The sequence below is a fragment of the Algoriphagus machipongonensis genome, from assembly GCF_000166275.1.
GTDB classification, from domain to species: Bacteria; Bacteroidota; Bacteroidia; order Cytophagales; family Cyclobacteriaceae; genus Algoriphagus; species Algoriphagus machipongonensis.
This window is the reverse complement of the sequence record NZ_CM001023.1, coordinates 405325-421894: the sequence shown is the minus strand read 5'-3', so window position 1 is coordinate 421894 and position 16570 is coordinate 405325. Positions and strand designations below refer to the sequence as shown.

The following is a 16570-nucleotide window of genomic DNA, read 5'->3' as shown; positions in this document are numbered from 1 at the left end:
TCCCTGGTCTGTGAGTTAAAGACTTAGGTCTAAGAAACCTTTTAACCTATTAAACCATGAACATCACTCCTATTCTAATCACAGCATTTTGGTTTAGCTTGAGCTTTTTGTCTGTACCTGAGAAAAACCCCATCCTACTGGCAGACCCCACGATTTTCTATCATGATGGCACCTACTATCTCTATGGTACCAGCGGAAATGATAAGAATCTGGGTTTCGAAGTTTACGTTTCCAAAAATCTAAAAGCTTGGAAGCGCTCTGAGAAAAACGAGGGTTATGCACTCAAAAAAGGAGAATCTTATGGAGATATCGGGTTTTGGGCTCCTCAGGTTTTTGAATATGAAGGGAAATTCTACATGGCTTACACAGCCAATGAACATATTGCAATCGCAAGCTCAGATAGTCCATTGGGACCTTTTACTCAAGCTGAAATCAAAGACCTTGAAGCTCCTGTAAAGCAGATTGACCCCTATATTTTCATTGACGAGGGTGGTAAAAAGTATCTGTATCATGTTCGCCTTACAGAAGGAAACCGATTGTTTGTAGCAGAAATGGAAGATGATTTTTCTGGCATCAAAGAAGAAACTTTGACGTATTGTTTTCATGCGGAGGAACCTTGGGAAAACACTCAAAATGTGGAATGGACCGTTTCGGAAGGACCCTCGATCATCAAACATAAAGGGCTTTATTACTTCATCTACTCTGCCAATGATTTTAGAAATCCAGACTATGCAGTGGGCTATGCAGTAAGTGAAAGCCCTTTGGGACCTTGGAAGAAAAGCCCTACAAATCCAATTTTTGACAAGTCCGATGCAGGAATCAATGGATCTGGACACGGGGATTATTTTATAGATGCCAAGGGCAAAATGAAATATGTCCTCCACACCCACAATTCGGATGAAAACGTATCACCAAGAAAAACTGCTCTTATAGAACTGGAATTTGTGAAAAACGGAAAAGAAGCTGATGTTTTGAAAGTGAAGGAAGGAAGCTTTAAATTTCTTGAATTGAACTGAGATGGTGAAAGGGTCATTTCGAAGGAAAGATGACTGAGAAGTCTACTGCCTGCCGTGCCGACAAGCAGATCTCAGAGACCACCACCATTTAGGATATGTAAAGATAGAAACCAAGTGAAAAGACAATATAGCTAGTACCATGACCCAAAAACCACAAATATTAATACTTGGCTGTTTTGATACCAAAGGCGAAATATTCTCATTTTTAAGAGACTGTTTAATTGCTGATGGAGCCGAGGTTTTGACAGCAAATGTGGGAGTCATGGGCACGACAAAGTTGTTTCCAGTATCCATTGAATCGGAAGAAATTTGTAGGGAAGCGGGAGAAGAACTGGCGAATATCCGACAGAAAAACGATCGTGGGTATGCCATGGAGGTAATGGGACGTGGGGCAGAAAAAGTTCTTCTTAAACTTTACAAGGAAAAGCAATTTGATGCCATTATCGGCATGGGAGGAGGTAGTGGAACATATGTGATGCTGAAATCTATCCAGTCATTGCCTTTAGGACTTCCAAAAATTTGTATTTCAACTTTGGCCAGTAAAGATCTCTCCGATTTGGTTGGAGTCAAAGATGTGCTACTGATGCCATCTGTGGTAGATGTCGCCGCACTAAACAGTATCATTAAACCCATTATTCAACAAGCTGCAGCGGCACTTGTGGCCATGACGAGGGTAACAAATGATAATATCCCAAATCAAACAAAACGTATTGCAGTCAGTATGTTTGGAAATACCAGCGTTTGCGTAGATCATTGTACGAAGTTACTTGAAGCTCAAGGCTTTGAGGTGATGGCTTTTCATGCCAATGGCCCTGGTGGAAAAGCCATGGAAAGTTTAACTTTAGAGGGATGTTTCGCAGGAATTTTGGACATAACCACTACTGAATTGGCAGATGAACTATGTGAAGGAATTTGTAGCGCCGGTCCCAACAGACTTGAGGCTGCAGGTAAAATGGGAATTCCACAAGTAGTTGTTCCAGGGTGTATGGATATGGTCAATTTTGGTACCATGGATTCCGTGCCGGAAAAATATAAAAACAGGCATTTTTATAGCTGGGTGCCAACCGTCACCTTGATGCGCACAAATGAAGAGGAGAATAGAGAGTTAGGAAAGATATTGGCCCAAAAACTAAATCAAAGTTTTGGACAAGTAGCTGTTCTTTTTCCTGAAAAAGGTCTTTCGCAGATAGATGCTAAAGGAAATGTCTTTGAAAACGTAAAATCAAACGAGGCACTTTCAATTTCTATCCAAGATAACTTGAAATCTGAAATCCCTTTTGTCAAATTGCCATTCCATATCAATGATCAAGCCTTTGCTGAGAAAGCAGTGGACAGCTTATTGAAGATGATTGATTGAAGAGCAATATGAAAAAGTACAGCTTCTTCAGAAGCAGGATATTTAAGTATTATAACTTTAAACTCTGTGGTATCCTAAGCGGTATTCTCAGTTAAAAAAATAGAAACAATAAAAAGTAGAAATTATGCCAAATCCATGGACAGGGAAGGGAAATCCTTACACCAGACAGGAAGTACGTGATCGATTGAAAGAAACCTTAGCTCAAAAAAAGGCAATCATCGCCGCTGGAGCCGGAACAGGGATTTCAGCAAAATTTATAGAAAAAGGCGGTGCAGATTTATTGATAATCTATAATTCAGGTCGTTTTAGGATGTCAGGCCATGGTTCGACAGCTGGCCTCATGGCTTATGGCGATGCCAATGCTGTGGCAATGGAAATCGGAGAATTTGAAGTGCTCCCTGTGGTAGAAGAAATTCCTGTCATTTGTGGTGTTCATGGGTCTGATCCAAGAAGACGTATTTGGCATCATTTGTTAAAAGTCAAAGAGATGGGTTTTTCAGGAATTAATAATTTCCCAACGCATTCTATTGTCGATGGACATTTCCGTCAGGTTTTAGAAGAAACAGGCATGGGCTTCGAAAAGGAAGTTGAAATGATCCAAATTGCCGATAAAATGGACCTTTTCTCTATCGTTTATGTAGCAACAGCTGAGGAAGCCCGTCAAATGGCAGAAGCAGGTGCTGATGCAATCATATCCCATGTGGGAACCACCGTAGGAGGCTCTATCGGTGTTACTGGCGCGAGCTGTAGCATGGATGATGCAGTTGCACGAACCAATGAAATTGTGGCTGCTGCCAAAGCCGTGAATCCAGATTTATTTTTCCTAGCTCATGGTGGACCGATCAATACTCCTGAAGATGTTCGTGAGGTTTTGGACAAGGCTGACGTCCATGGATTTGTCGGGGCATCCTCTCTAGAAAGAATGGGTGTAGAAGAATCGCTAACTAACCTAACCAAGGAATTTAAAAAGCTGACAATTAAATAGGTTAACAAAAAAAATAAAATTATTAAGTGGCTCGAGTTTACTCTTGCCACTTTTTTTATGATCAAAAATTAGGGTACTTGTCGGAAGGAAAAAAATAGTTGTGATTAGCATTCTCAACTATTCCGAGCAAAATAAAAGGGGCTTACTTTGAAGTTGATTTCCAATACAAATCCACAAACGGCGCGGAAATCACATTTGTAAACAATAATTTTAGGTTCAAATCACACTCAAATATGAAAAAGAGATACTTATTAGGCATGGGCTTGATGTTGCTTTTGGGCACGCAAGTTCAGGCTCAAGATGAAATCATCGAAAAGATTATCAAGGAGGAAACTGAGAATTCTCAGTTGAAGCAAATCGGTCATGAGTTGATGGATGGCATCGGGCCAAGACTTGTTGGAACTCCACAAATGAAAAAAGCTCATGATTGGGCAGTAGAAAAATACGAAAGTTGGGGGATTGAAGCCCGCAACGAACAATGGGGAGAGTGGAAAGGCTGGGAGCGTGGAATTACCCATATTGACATGATCGCTCCATGGACAAAATCTCTAGCAGGCCAGCAATTAGCTTGGAGTCCTTCCTCGCCTGAAGGCGGTGCAACTGGAGAAGTGGTTGTGATCCCTGATGTAGCAGACGAAGCGGCATTTGAGGCTTGGTTGCCTTCTGTAAAAGGAAAATATGTAATGGTTTCTGCTCCACAGGTAACGGGTAGACCGGATTACAACTGGGAGGAATTTGCAACAGAAGAGTCTTTCGCAAAAATGAAAGAGGAGAAGACTGAATCCAATAGAGCTTGGAATGAAAGACTTCAAAAAACTGGTAAAGGAAGAAGAGAATTGCCTGCTGCTTTGGAAGAAGCTGGAGCTTTGGGAATTATCACTTCTTACTGGTCTCAAGGTTTTGGAGCCAACAAGATCTTTTCTTCTTATACTAAAACAGTCCCTACTGTCGATCTTTCTTTAGAAGATTATGGCCTATTATTTAGACTTGCAGATGGTGGAGAAAGCCCAACAATTACACTCAATGCACAATCCAAAGATTTGGGTGTTGTTCCTACTTTCAATACCATTGCTGAAATCAAAGGAACTGAAAAGCCTGATGAATATGTGATGCTTTCTGCTCACTTTGACTCTTGGGATGGTGGAACAGGTGCCACTGATAATGGTACTGGAACTATCATGATGATGGAAGTGATGCGAGTATTGAAAAAGATTTACCCTAATCCAAAAAGAACCATTCTGGTAGGACACTGGGGTTCGGAAGAGCAAGGACTTAATGGTTCTAGAGCTTTTGTAGAGGATCATCCTGAAATGATGGATAAAATCCAAGTACTTTTCAACCAGGATAACGGAACTGGTAGAGTAGTAAACCTTTCAGGTCAAGGCTTTGTAGATAGTTATGAGTATCTGGGCCGTTGGTTGACAAAAGTGCCTAGAAATATTACTCGAGAAATTGAAACGAATTTCCCTGGAAACCCAGGGGGTGGCGGTTCTGATTATGCTTCATTTGTAGCTGCAGGAGTACCGGCATTTTCTCTTAGTTCATTGAACTGGTCTTACTTCAATTACACTTGGCATACCAATTTGGATACCTATGACAAAATCATTTTTGACGATGTTCAAAGCAATGTCATCTTGGCTGCAATCATGGTTTACATGGCAAGTGAAGAAGATGATATGGTATCAAGAAAAGTGAGAGTTCCAATTGGAAGAAATGGTGAGCCAACTGAATGGCCAGCAATGCGTTCTCCAACAAGAAAAGGTGGATTGGATAATTAATCCATTTTCCAACAAATTCAGAAAGCCACGGAAATCCGTGGCTTTCTTTTTTTTGGCCCATTGCATCTAGTTACTAAACAAAAGCTTTCGTATTTTTCATATTCCTAACCCCAGCAAATATGAAAAAGCTTTTTACTCCTATACTTTTCCTATGTTTAGTTATACACCCAATATTGGGACAAGAACGCATTCTTAAAGATGCACTGGCAAATGCTGAAAAAGAGGATTTCTCTGGAGTGATTTTAGTGGCTCAAAATGGAAAAGTACTTTTCGAAAAAGCCATTGGGATGCGTTCGTTTGAGGATCAAATCCCTCTCAAAAAACATGATGTTTTTGAAATGGCATCAGTTTCCAAGCAGTTCACTGCCATGATGATCATGTTGTGCCAGGAAAAAGGCCTCTTAGATTATGATGATCGAATAGGAAAATACTTGGATGTCCCTTACAAAGGAATTACCATCCGACAATTACTCAATCACACCAGTGGATTGCCGGACTATCAGGCTGTGATGGATGAGCATTGGGATAAAAGCAAAGTTGCAGGAAATAAGGATATACTGGCTTACCTCAACGAATATGAACCTCCTATGCTTTTTGAATCGGGAGAAAAATATCAGTATAGTAATACGGGCTATGTGTTTTTGGCGAGTATTGTGGAGAAAGCAACTGGGAAAGACTTTGTAGAACTATCTCGTGAATGGATTTTCAAACCCTTGCATATGAACAGCACCGATATCAGATCTCCAGAGGAAAAAGCAAAAGTTGAAAACTTTGCGGCGGGTCATATCAAAAACTCAGATGGAAAGTACGTCAATGCAAATAAATTCCCTTCTTCGGACTATACTATTTGGCTTGGCAACCGAAAGGGTCCGGGTAGAGTAAGCAGTATCGCTGAAGATTTATTACGCTGGGATCAGGCTTTGTATACTAATCGACTTGTCTCACAAAAAACCATGGAGCTAGCTTTTGCTCCTGCCAAACTCAATGATGGAACTCGAAGTTATTATGGCTTTGGATGGTCAATAGAACCTAAAAGCCCATTTGGAAAAATGGTCATGCATACCGGAGATAATCCGGGATACAAGACCATAATAGTGCGTTACATTGAGGAAAATAAAACGATCATTATTCTTAACAACAACTACCATCCAGATGTCATGAAGCTCGTGGAAGCAGCTACCCTTTCCTTAGGTAAATGGTAAGCAATTAAATTTGATACAATTTATTTTTCTTCCAAAAAAGCCATTCTAAAGCTCTCTAAAGCAGGGGTGCTATGTTCTTTCTTCATGATTTCTTCCATTTGCTGGATAATTTCTGGATGTTGATCTGCAACATTATACTGCTCCAAAGGATCTGTGGATAAGTCGAATAATTGGATAGTCAAAGCCTCATCCTTTTTGATATTAAGACGAATCCCTTTCCATTTCCCCATTCTTACTGCTTGTTGTCCATCATATCCCGCAAACTCCCAAAATAAGTATTCAGGTTCTTCTTGAGCTTCTCCCAATAAGGTGGGTAAAAAACTAGTGCCATCAGAATCTTCCGGCGCATTCACTCCCACCAATTCACAAAGTGTAGGCATTACATCATAAAAGGCTGAAATTCGATCCGTCGTACTTCCAGCTTTTATTTTACCCGGCCAATTGACGGTCATAGGAACGCGAATTCCTCCTTCATACACAAAGCCCTTTGTTCTTCCATAACCATTCGTAAATGGCTTAGAGCTTTCAAAATAATCAAAGTCTACACCTCCTGTGTAAGTGGGACCGTTATCACTAGTGACAATGATAATGGTATTTTCCTCCAGCCCTAACTCCTTCACTTTTGCCATCACTTCACCAATTTGCTGATCCAGCAAAGTGATCATCGCTGCATAAGTAGCGTGTGGATAACGGTTAGGAAAGTAACCTTGATTTCCCAAATAAGGATCTTCTGCCCCAAAGGTTTCTCTATACTTATCCACATCATTTTGAGGTGCTTGAAGCGGAACATGTGGAAGTGGAGAAGCATAATATAAAAAGAATGGCTCCTTCTGATTTTCCTCTATAAAGCTCAGGGCTTTGTCATGCATCAAGGTGGGAGCAAAGTCTTTCTGATTGTATTTCGCATAGCTCTCAGGATCATTTGGATCCGCTCCTTCATCCAATTTTGTATTAGGAATCACTATTGGGTTATCCAGGTCTACCTTCGTTTCATTCTCCCACAGGTGTGGTGGATATAGGTTATGTGCTTGGCGCTGGCAATTAAAACCATAGAAATAATCAAAACCCAATTTCGTAGGGATTGACTCAGTCATTGGTCCACCAAGACCCCATTTTCCCACAATTCCAGTTTTGTACCCAGCATCTTGAAGTAATTTCCCAAGAGTAAGAGTATTGTCAGGCAATGGTCTTTGTCCCTCCAAATAAGGATCTTCGGAAACTTTAGCATAATCCCAAACATCCCCTCGATCTACCCATTCGTCATTTCCTCGAATAAAGGCATTTCCTCCATGCTTACCGGTTAAAAGACTACAACGAGCCGGGGCACAGACAGGAGCTCCGGAATAATGATTGGTAAAAACCATTCCAGAGGCTGCAAGAGCATCCATATTTGGAGTTTGGATTTTTTCTTGGCCCTGATAGCCCACTTCACCATAACCCAAATCATCTGCTAGAATGTAAATAATATTAGGTTGAACAGGTTGTTCGGCTTCCTCCTGTGAACAGGAAAAAACAATAGGGAGACAAAATAAAATGAAAATCAATCGACGCATATAACTATTTATTTAAATGATTTTTAATGGCATTTATTGCTTGCTCTTTTCTTCGTTGTTCATTCCCTTTGACAATCTCAAAAGGAAAGCCACTGGACTTTGCCAGCTCATGATACTTGTCGAAGAAATATTGACGCATTTTCAAATCTGGATATTCCCGAAGAGGATCAGGCTCCCAAGGCAAGTCCGTATCAGTTAAAAGGATCAAACTGTAGGTTCTCTTTTCCATTTGATCTAATACCCAGGTTGCAGTTTTATCAAACCTATGTTGAGACCAAATGTGGATCACCCGCAAATCTGTATCGCAGAAAAGAAGTTGATTTGCTTTTGCGGCCATTTCATCTTCCAATGCAACCTGTCCTTTGGCAATAGCCAATAAATCCTCGTATTGATATTGATTATCAAGTTTCTCCAGATACTCTCTGGCAAATTCAGGCACCCAAGGTTCACCGTAAAATTCGGAAAGATCATTCGCCAAGGTGCTTTTACCAGTAGACTCTGGTCCTAATATCAATACCCTATCTAGCTTCATAAGCTTTCGCAGATTTAATCCATGCCAACAAACCCAAAGTGGCCAGGACTGTGAAAAACAAATACTGAAAGGAGGTCAGAATTAATCCTTTGTAAAAATACAAGGGAACGGCAGCCAAGTCAGTAATGATCCAAAATATCCAGTTTTCCACCTTCTTTTTGGCCATCAACCACATCCCCACGAATGCAGAGGCGGTGGTAAATGAATCCCAATAAGGCACATCGCTATCTGTAAAATTGGCCAGAACCAAATAAAGTGTCAGATAAGAGATCAAAAAGAAAGCTATGGATACGGCCCAGCCCGAGGGTTTCAACCAAGTAACTGGAAGTACTTTTTCACCTACTTTGGGATGAGTCCAAACAAACCAGCCATAAATTGACATACTAAAATAATAGGCATTGATGCCCATGTCTGCATATAGCTTATATTGAAAACAGATCCACACATAAATGAGCGTAGAGATAATTCCCGTTGGATAAACCCAAATGTTTTCTTTAATCGAATAATAAACAGATGACACCCCAAAGAACACAGCAATTCCCTCCAACCAAGTCATTTGTTGCAGCCCTTCGGTAAAACCATCAAGAATCCATTGGAAATCCATTCCCGAAATAAGTGAAATTTTCTAAATCCTTTTGCCGATCTACTTTGTTATACCTGCTCAAAATGAAAAAGACAAGAATGTCTGACAAGTTTCCCGAATTTATACCCGAATACCCTCATTGATGTTTAACTTTGCCGACTATGACTTTGAGCACTTTATCCGCTAAAACAGACATCGATTCTCTCGACCCGAAGGAATTTATCATTATCAAAAATGCTAAGGTAAATAACCTAAAAAGCCTTAGCGTTGCGATTCCTAGAAATAAATTAATCGTGGTGACAGGGCTTTCTGGGTCAGGAAAATCCTCATTGGCTTTTGACACCCTCTTTGCAGAAGGTCAGCGAATGTATGTGGAAAGTCTCAGCTCCTATGCAAGACAGTTTTTAGGTAGGATGGAAAAACCGGATGTAGAATACATCAAAGGTGTAGCTCCGGCCATTGCCATCCAACAAAAAGTCAACACCAAAAACCCTCGCTCCACGGTAGGTACGACCACTGAAATTTATGATTACCTGAAATTGCTCTTTTCGAGAATTGGGAAAACCATCTCTCCAATTTCTGGAAAAGAGGTGAAACATCATACGGTTACTGATATCGTGGACTATATACAGTCTTTCGAGGAAGGCTCCAAGGTCATGATTTCCTGCCCGCTTCAATTAGAAAGTGGTAGGAAAATCGAACAAGAACTTGAACTCCTCCTGCAAAAAGGATACACCAGAATTCTCATCAACGAGGAGATGTACTTTGTGGAAGACTTACTTGAAGAGAAAAAAGTACCCAAAGGAAAGTATGAGATATTAATCGATAGGGCTTCAGTCATCAAAGAGGATGAAGACAACCAGTTTCGAATTGCCGATTCTGTGCAGACAGCCCTATTTGAAGGACATGGAGATTGCAAAATCACCATCCCAGGAAAAGAAACCCGAATCTTTTCTGACCGATTTGAATTGGATGGGATGACCTTTGAAATTCCCTCCGTCAATTTCTTTTCTTTCAACAACCCCTATGGTGCCTGCCGCACTTGTGAGGGATTTGGAAACGTATTGGGAATTGATTTAGACTTAGTTATTCCTGATAAGGAAATGTCTGTCTATGAAGGTGCCATCGCGCCCTGGAGAGGCGAATCCTCCAGAAAATGGTTGGAACCCTTATTAAAAAAGGGGATAGAATTTGATTTCCCAATACATAGGTCTTACAACGAACTATCAGAAAAAGAGCAGCAACTTATTTGGACTGGAAATAAGTATTTTAAAGGTTTGAATGCCTTTTTCAAAGATTTGGAGTCGAAGACCCATAAAATCCAATATCGGGTGATGCTCTCAAGATTTAGAGGGAGAACCACCTGTCCAGATTGTAAAGGCACGAGATTACGAAAAGATGCTTCTTACGTTAAAATTGAAGGAGAATCTATCATAGACTTGGTATTAAAACCAATTGATGAAGCCTTGGCATTTTTCAATGCCTTGGAGCTACCTCCACATCAAGCTAAAATCGCCAATCGACTGCTGAAAGAAATACAAAGTCGACTTTCCTACATGGATGAAGTGGGATTGGGTTATTTAACCCTAAATAGATTAACCTCCACGCTATCTGGAGGTGAATTCCAACGAATCAAACTGGCCACTTCCTTAGGTTCCGCTTTGGTGGGCTCTATGTATATCTTGGATGAACCTAGCATTGGTTTACACCCAAGAGATACGGATCGACTGATTGGTGTTTTGAAATCCCTACGTGATCTTGGAAATACTGTGATTGTCGTAGAGCATGAGGAAAAAGTCATGAAATCTGCTGATCAAATCATAGATATCGGACCAGATGCAGGAGTAAACGGTGGGGAATTACTTTTTCAAGGCCCCATCGATGAGCTGATGAAGTCAGCCCAAACCTACACCGCAAAATACCTTCGAAGTGAGGAGCATATTTTTAAAAAAGAAGGGAATCGAAAGTGGAAAGACTCTATCCTAGTCAAAGGTGCTAGGGAAAATAACCTCAAAAATATCGACGTCAAATTCCCCCTCAACACACTTACCGTAGTGACTGGAGTATCTGGTTCTGGTAAATCCACTTTAGTGAAAAAGGTTCTTTATCCAGCTTTGGGTAAAATGCTTGGAACGGTGATTGATGAAACGGGCAAGTATGATAAAATTGAGGGAGACTATCGCTCTGTTTCCCAGATTGAATTTGTAGACCAAAATCCAATAGGAAAGTCTTCTCGATCCAATCCAGTCACTTATGTAAAAGCTTATGACGCGATTAGGTCTCTTTATTCTGACCAACCCATTTCAAAGCAAAGGAATTACAAACCAGCCTTTTTCTCTTTCAATGTAGATGGAGGGCGATGTGAAGCCTGTTCTGGAGAAGGAATCACCACGGTGGAAATGCAGTTTATGGCGGATATCCATCTCACCTGTGAATCCTGCAAAGGCAAGCGTTTCAAAAATGAAATACTGGATGTTAAGTATAAAGAGAAAGACATTTCAGAGGTCCTAAATATGACCATTGATGAAGCCATCGAGTTCTTCCAAGGGAAAACTCAGATCATCAATAAGCTGCTACCTCTTCAAGAAGTAGGTCTTGGCTATATAGGCATGGGGCAAAGTTCTAATACGCTATCTGGCGGCGAAGCACAACGAGTGAAATTGGCATCTTTCCTTGGGAAAGGTGGTACGAAATCGGGAGAACATATCCTCTTTATTTTCGATGAACCGACGACGGGACTTCACTTTCATGACATCAAGAAATTGCTTCATTCCATCAATGCCCTGATAGATCAAGGTCATTCCGTGATCATTATTGAGCATAATACCGAAGTGATCAAATCAGCTGATTGGGTAATTGATTTGGGTCCAGAGGGAGGGAATAAAGGAGGTCATTTAACTTTCGAAGGAACCCCAGAAGATATGATGAAGGAAGAAGGAAATTATACTGCCAAGTATTTGAGGGAAGCTTTTGTGTAATCCTTTGAGGTTTCAAAAACCTCGAAGGTTTTTTATATTGACAATATATTGGAATCTTTGCCTTATCTAGCGCAAGTCTTCTGACTTTTGCTTATCATGTTGCAATTTTCAGTTTTTATAAGTCCAAGTCTAAAGACTTGAACAAGTTAATCCCCAAGAATCCTCATTTTAACAGGATAACCAATTGGCCTCGACTCTACTGCCAACTAACAAGCAATTTTCTAGATAACTTCAGAATTCTTCTGAAAAAAATCATCAACCAAAGACTGTTCCTGAGGAAAATTAATGACCTCTACGATTTTATTCCCTTCAATTTTCCAAAGCAAACAGGACAAGGCATTCAATGACCCATGAGTATCTGACGTGCTCCAGTTTCTATGGCAATCAATCACATAATTGTCATTTACTCCCATGACAATTTGCTCAGCTTTAAAGCCAAAATCATTTAGCTTTTCAAAATATTCCATCAATTCCTTAATTCCCTTTTTTATTCCGCTATAAGGGTGATTTCCGGGAATGTGCCATTCGACATTTTTGTCCATCACTTTTTGTATTCCCTCAAAATCAGCTTTAGAATAAGCTGTGAAAAAGCTTTCTATTAGTTTAACATTCGGGTGCTTCTCTGCCATTATTCATCAGTTTAGTTTCTCAAAACTAGTGAGACAAATACCCAAAAAACTTTAACTAGATTAAGTTTTTAACTTTTTTTTCTATTTTCTAATTGATTAAAATATTCTGGAGAAACCCCTAAAAAACTAGCGATTCTTCTCTGGGACAACCGGTTTTTGATCGCAGGATATTTTTGGCAAAATAGCTGATATCGCTGTTCAGCAGTTTGAGATAATTGGTAGATGATCCGCTCATTAGCTGCGATGCTTGCATTTTCACTCAGGATTCTGAAATAATTTGCAAAAACTGGTGAACTCCCTAAAAGTTCATCTAGAGAGCTTTTGGTGATTTCTAGTAAGACAGAATCCTCAAGTGCTTCAATTCTCATGTTTGATGGCGTTTGGGTAGAAAAACTTTTGAAATCACCTACCCACCAATTTTCATGAGGAAAGTTTAGCGTGTGGATTTTCCCTGATTCATCTGGGACAGTGGTTTGAAATAATCCAGAAACAACAAAATTTTCAAAGCGGCAAATTTCTCCCGGTTCAATAAGACTCGTTTTCTTTCCCACTTTTTTCACTTCAAAAAAGTGGGAAATAGTCTCAAACTCCACGTTTTTTACGTTGAGGTGCTTTTCAATATGGCTTTTGAATTTATTGTAATAAGAATCAGATTCTCTTTCCATTAGCAGGTTAGAATTTTAAATCTTCATTTTTCTCTAAACAAATCTTGACTAATGAAATTCAGAAGTACGAATTCATTAACCAGTTATTTACCATGAAAAACGAAAGTTTCATTTACGGATTTCATGGTAAATTATTCAAAAAAATAAAAGGGAGAGTCATTTGACTTTCCCTTTTATGAAACCTAAACCCTTTAACCTCTTTATTTTATACACTCGTTAACGTTATTCCAAGTGCCTCCATTGATAACATCCTGAAATCCATTTTGTTCTAAAATATTTTTTGCCTGAGCACTTCGGTTCCCACTTCTACAGAATACCACAATGTTTTTCTTTCCTTTAAATTTTGAGAGTTGACTACCAACTTGGTCAAGAGGAATATTGACTGCCCCTTTTACTGAACCTGAAGCAAACTCACCTGAAGACCTTACATCTACCAAGAAAGCACCTTCTTGAAGCGCTTCATTCAACTGTGTATTATCTGTTGTTCCAAATAAGGCTGAGAAGAAATTCATATCTATTATTATTTATTAGTGACTTATTTACTCTTGCAATTTCCCTCAGAAAAGCTTCTAAAACAGCGACTATTGTCACACAAGGGCAACATTCCCTTCACTAAGAATTTCAAAACCAAGCTTTTTTTTAACTGGTGCCAATACAAAAGACAATTCCTTTTAAATTCATGGCTTCATTCTATCCCCAAATTATGAGAAAACAGATACTTCTTACCATTATAGCTTTTACGATCAGTATTTGCTCCTGGGCACAAATCCAGACACCAGAGCAATTTTTGGGTTACAAGCCTGGAGATCGATTCACGCCTCATCACCGCATGGTGGATTATTTTGAGCATGTAGCTGCCAATAATCCAAACGTCAGATTGATCCAATATGGAGAAACCAATGAAAAGCGTCCATTAATCATTGCCATTCTTGCCAGTGAAGAAAATATGGCGCGGATAGAGCAAATCCGTGAAGACAATTTGAAAAGAGCTGGAGTTTTGGAGGGCGATCCTTCTACCTCTGTACCGATCAACTGGATGTCATTTAATGTGCACGGAAATGAGTCTGTCGGTATGGAAGCCGCAATTTCCTCTTTCTATACGCTAGCAAACCCTGCCAATGAAAAGTCACAGGAATGGCTAAAAAACCAAGTGATCATTATGGATCCTTGTATCAATCCTGATGGGCGTGACCGCTATTCCAATTGGTACAATCAGAAAATGAATACCACTTTGCAGCCTGACCTACAATCTGTAGAGCATAATGAACCTTGGCCAGGAGGTCGTGCCAACCACTATCTATTTGATCTAAACAGAGACTGGGCTTGGCAGGTACAGGTAGAATCTCAGCAGAGAATGAAAGTGTATAACCAATGGTTACCTCAGCTCCATTTGGATTTCCATGAGCAAGGAATCAACAATCCATTTTACATGGCTCCAGCTGCAGAACCTTTGCATGAGCAATTGACTCCATGGCAACATGAGTTTCAGGATATCTTTGGAAGAAATACTGCCAAATACTTCGATGAAGCTGGACGTTTCTACTTCACCAAAGAGCGTTTTGATCTACTTTACCCTTCTTATGGGGATTCCTACCCTATGTTTAATGGAGCTATCGGTATGACCATCGAACAAGGTGGCGGAGGTCAAGCTGGTATAGGTGGGTACAACTCAGTAGGCGACACAGTAACGTTAAGCTATAGAATCGCAGGACATTATACTGCTGCTATGTCAGCTGCCGAAGTAACCAGCCAAAACGCTGAAAAACTTTTGGATCAATTTGAAACCTATTATGAAGAAAATTCTTCCAACCCAAAAGGAAAGTACAAAAGCTTTGTGATCAAAGGTGAGAGCAATCCTGCCCAAGTGGCTAAGCTCTTGAAGCTTTTGGACAAAAATGGAATTCTTTACGGAAAAGCAGGATCCAAATCTGGTCTTAACGGTTTTGAATATCAAAGTGGAGAAAGCAAATCCTTTTCGACTACTGACAAGGATATCATCATTAATGCTTACCAGCCAAAATCTGTTTTGACTCAGGTGTTTTTTGAACCGAATCCTGCCTTGCATGATAGCATTACTTACGATATCACTAGCTGGGCTTTACCTTATGCTTATGGTTTGGAAGCCTATGCAGTGGAAGGAAAAATTGATGCCTCAGGGGAATATGAAGCACCAGAATTTACAGCAAATCAAGTTGGAAAGACTCCTGTTGCCTATATGGCTGCTTGGGAAGGAACCAGAGATGCAGCATTTTTATCAGCCTTGCTAAATGAAGGTATCAGAGTAAAGTATCCAGAATTTCCATTTGAGGTAGAAGGAAAAAGTTTCCCTGCTGGTTCGCTATTGATAACAAAGGGAGGAAATGAATATGTGGCAAACTTTGACCAGAAAGTGGTGGACATTGCCAATAAATTTGGAGTGACGCTAGCCACCACCATGAGTGGATACATGGATAAGGGAAAAGACTTTGGCTCTCCAAATATCAGAATCATTCAAGCTCCAAATGTTGCTTTGATCGGAGGTTCTGGAACCAACTCCCTAAACTATGGAGCCATCTGGCACTTTTTTGAGAAGGAGTTGAATTATCCTCTAGTGAATCTGGAATTGGATAATATGGCCAGATACGACCTGAGTAAATATGATGTTTTGATCATGCCATCTACCAGAGGAGGTGGTTTGTCTAAACCTGCCATGGACAATGTCATGGAATGGGTTCGAGGTGGTGGAAACCTAATCGCAATTGATGGGGCCTTGAATGCATTTGCAAATAAAGAAGGTTTTGACCTGAAAACATTTGATACAGATGATGAAAAGAAAGCCGCACAAAAAGAATACGAGGCACTGAACAAAGAAGAGCGACTGGCACCGTATCAAGAAGGTGAAAGAGTTAGAATTTCGAGTGGTGCAGCTGGTGCTATCTATGAAATCACCATGGACGAAACTCATCCTCTAGGGTACGGTACAGGAGGTAAATATTATACCCTGAAAAATAACTCAAGTAGATATGCCTATCTAAATAATGGAGTTAATGCTGGAATTATTGCTTCAAATGACGCCTATAGAACGGGTTACATTGGCTTTAAAATCAAATCCAAAATGGGAGAGTCCATGGCAATCGGAGCTGAAAGAGCAGGAAGAGGTCAAATCGTTTACTTTGTGGACGACCCGATATTTAGAGGATTCTGGGAATCTGGAAAACTGGTATTGAGCAATGCTATTTTTATGGTTGGACAGTAAGTTAGAGACTAGATTCAAAAACCAAGAAAAGAATTATAGTAAAAAGATTTAAGTATT

The 16570-nt window shown here is 40.1% G+C and carries 13 protein-coding genes; 7 read left to right on the top strand and 6 right to left on the bottom strand.

Features of this window, described 5'->3' with window-relative positions:
- Positions 1 to 56 precede the first annotated feature (56 nt).
- The 5 genes from ALPR1_RS01875 to ALPR1_RS01855 all read left to right on the top strand — a co-directional run bounded on the left by ALPR1_RS01875 (position 57) and on the right by ALPR1_RS01855 (position 6338).
- Positions 57 to 1016: a glycoside hydrolase family 43 protein gene (locus ALPR1_RS01875; protein WP_008198013.1), complete on the top strand. Its 960-nt coding sequence runs from the start codon at positions 57 to 59 to the stop codon at positions 1014 to 1016.
- Between the two features lie 139 nt (positions 1017 to 1155).
- Positions 1156 to 2373 carry a Tm-1-like ATP-binding domain-containing protein gene (locus ALPR1_RS01870; protein WP_008198012.1) on the top strand — a complete coding sequence of 406 codons (1218 nt, stop codon included), beginning with the start codon at positions 1156 to 1158 and terminating at the stop codon, positions 2371 to 2373.
- A gap of 124 nt (positions 2374 to 2497) precedes the next feature.
- On the top strand, positions 2498 to 3358 hold the full coding sequence (locus ALPR1_RS01865) for a phosphoenolpyruvate hydrolase family protein (RefSeq protein ID WP_008198011.1): 861 nt from the start codon (positions 2498 to 2500) through the stop codon (positions 3356 to 3358).
- Positions 3359 to 3591: 233 nt separating this feature from the next.
- Positions 3592 to 5136, top strand: a complete 1545-nt coding sequence (locus ALPR1_RS01860; protein WP_008198010.1) for a M20/M25/M40 family metallo-hydrolase — start codon at positions 3592 to 3594, stop codon at positions 5134 to 5136.
- Between the two features lie 119 nt (positions 5137 to 5255).
- Positions 5256 to 6338, top strand: a complete 1083-nt coding sequence (locus ALPR1_RS01855; RefSeq protein WP_008198009.1) for a serine hydrolase domain-containing protein — start codon at positions 5256 to 5258, stop codon at positions 6336 to 6338.
- Positions 6339 to 6358: 20 nt separating this feature from the next.
- Here the strand turns inward: ALPR1_RS01855 and ALPR1_RS01850 are convergent, their stop codons facing one another.
- Genes ALPR1_RS01850 through pnuC form a run of 3 tightly spaced genes read right to left on the bottom strand, consistent with a single transcriptional unit; the run spans position 6359 to position 9027 of the window.
- Positions 6359 to 7891 carry an arylsulfatase gene (locus tag ALPR1_RS01850; RefSeq protein ID WP_008198008.1) on the bottom strand — a complete coding sequence of 511 codons (1533 nt, stop codon included), beginning with the start codon at positions 7889 to 7891 and terminating at the stop codon, positions 6359 to 6361.
- Positions 7892 to 7895: 4 nt separating this feature from the next.
- Positions 7896 to 8423 carry an AAA family ATPase gene (locus ALPR1_RS01845; protein WP_008198007.1) on the bottom strand — a complete coding sequence of 176 codons (528 nt, stop codon included), beginning with the start codon at positions 8421 to 8423 and terminating at the stop codon, positions 7896 to 7898.
- A complete protein-coding gene (pnuC, locus tag ALPR1_RS01840; protein WP_008198006.1) occupies positions 8410 to 9027 on the bottom strand; it encodes a nicotinamide riboside transporter PnuC in 618 nt (205 codons plus the stop codon). The genes ALPR1_RS01845 and pnuC overlap by 14 nt, the downstream gene beginning before the upstream one ends.
- A gap of 140 nt (positions 9028 to 9167) precedes the next feature.
- Between pnuC and uvrA the strand changes: the two genes are divergently transcribed.
- Entirely contained in the window at positions 9168 to 11984 is a 2817-nt protein-coding gene (gene uvrA, locus ALPR1_RS01835) for an excinuclease ABC subunit UvrA (protein ID WP_008198005.1), read from the top strand.
- A gap of 221 nt (positions 11985 to 12205) precedes the next feature.
- Here uvrA and ALPR1_RS01830 read toward each other — a convergent pair whose 3' ends face one another.
- The 3 genes from ALPR1_RS01830 to ALPR1_RS01820 form a co-directional block, all read right to left on the bottom strand.
- The gene (locus ALPR1_RS01830) at positions 12206 to 12613 is read right to left on the bottom strand and encodes a nuclear transport factor 2 family protein (RefSeq protein ID WP_008198004.1); all 408 of its coding nucleotides are present in this window, start codon (positions 12611 to 12613) and stop codon (positions 12206 to 12208) included.
- 68 nt (positions 12614 to 12681) lie between these two features.
- Positions 12682 to 13278 (bottom strand): Crp/Fnr family transcriptional regulator, encoded by a 597-nt coding sequence (locus ALPR1_RS01825; RefSeq protein ID WP_008198003.1) that lies wholly within the window; start codon positions 13276 to 13278, stop codon positions 12682 to 12684.
- A gap of 200 nt (positions 13279 to 13478) precedes the next feature.
- The gene (locus ALPR1_RS01820; protein WP_008198002.1) at positions 13479 to 13790 is read right to left on the bottom strand and encodes a rhodanese-like domain-containing protein; all 312 of its coding nucleotides are present in this window, start codon (positions 13788 to 13790) and stop codon (positions 13479 to 13481) included.
- 191 nt (positions 13791 to 13981) lie between these two features.
- Between ALPR1_RS01820 and ALPR1_RS01815 the strand changes: the two genes are divergently transcribed.
- Entirely contained in the window at positions 13982 to 16513 is a 2532-nt protein-coding gene (locus ALPR1_RS01815; protein ID WP_008198001.1) for a M14 family metallopeptidase, read from the top strand.
- The last annotated feature ends 57 nt before the right edge of the window (positions 16514 to 16570 follow it).

What these genes read in the sequence shown, in the direction of transcription:
- ALPR1_RS01875 (WP_008198013.1), top strand. Translation starts at nt 57, where the DNA reads ATGAACATCACTCCTATTCTAATCACAGCATTTTGGTTTAGCTTGAGC.
- ALPR1_RS01870 (WP_008198012.1), top strand. Translation starts at nt 1,156, where the DNA reads ATGACCCAAAAACCACAAATATTAATACTTGGCTGTTTTGATACCAAA.
- ALPR1_RS01865 (WP_008198011.1), top strand. Translation starts at nt 2,498, where the DNA reads ATGCCAAATCCATGGACAGGGAAGGGAAATCCTTACACCAGACAGGAA.
- ALPR1_RS01860 (WP_008198010.1), top strand. Translation starts at nt 3,592, where the DNA reads ATGAAAAAGAGATACTTATTAGGCATGGGCTTGATGTTGCTTTTGGGC.
- ALPR1_RS01855 (WP_008198009.1), top strand. Translation starts at nt 5,256, where the DNA reads ATGAAAAAGCTTTTTACTCCTATACTTTTCCTATGTTTAGTTATACAC.
- ALPR1_RS01850 (WP_008198008.1), bottom strand. Translation starts at nt 7,891, where the DNA reads ATGCGTCGATTGATTTTCATTTTATTTTGTCTCCCTATTGTTTTTTCC.
- ALPR1_RS01845 (WP_008198007.1), bottom strand. Translation starts at nt 8,423, where the DNA reads ATGAAGCTAGATAGGGTATTGATATTAGGACCAGAGTCTACTGGTAAA.
- pnuC (WP_008198006.1), bottom strand. Translation starts at nt 9,027, where the DNA reads ATGGATTTCCAATGGATTCTTGATGGTTTTACCGAAGGGCTGCAACAA.
- uvrA (WP_008198005.1), top strand. Translation starts at nt 9,168, where the DNA reads ATGACTTTGAGCACTTTATCCGCTAAAACAGACATCGATTCTCTCGAC.
- ALPR1_RS01830 (WP_008198004.1), bottom strand. Translation starts at nt 12,613, where the DNA reads ATGGCAGAGAAGCACCCGAATGTTAAACTAATAGAAAGCTTTTTCACA.
- ALPR1_RS01825 (WP_008198003.1), bottom strand. Translation starts at nt 13,278, where the DNA reads ATGGAAAGAGAATCTGATTCTTATTACAATAAATTCAAAAGCCATATT.
- ALPR1_RS01820 (WP_008198002.1), bottom strand. Translation starts at nt 13,790, where the DNA reads ATGAATTTCTTCTCAGCCTTATTTGGAACAACAGATAATACACAGTTG.
- ALPR1_RS01815 (WP_008198001.1), top strand. Translation starts at nt 13,982, where the DNA reads ATGAGAAAACAGATACTTCTTACCATTATAGCTTTTACGATCAGTATT.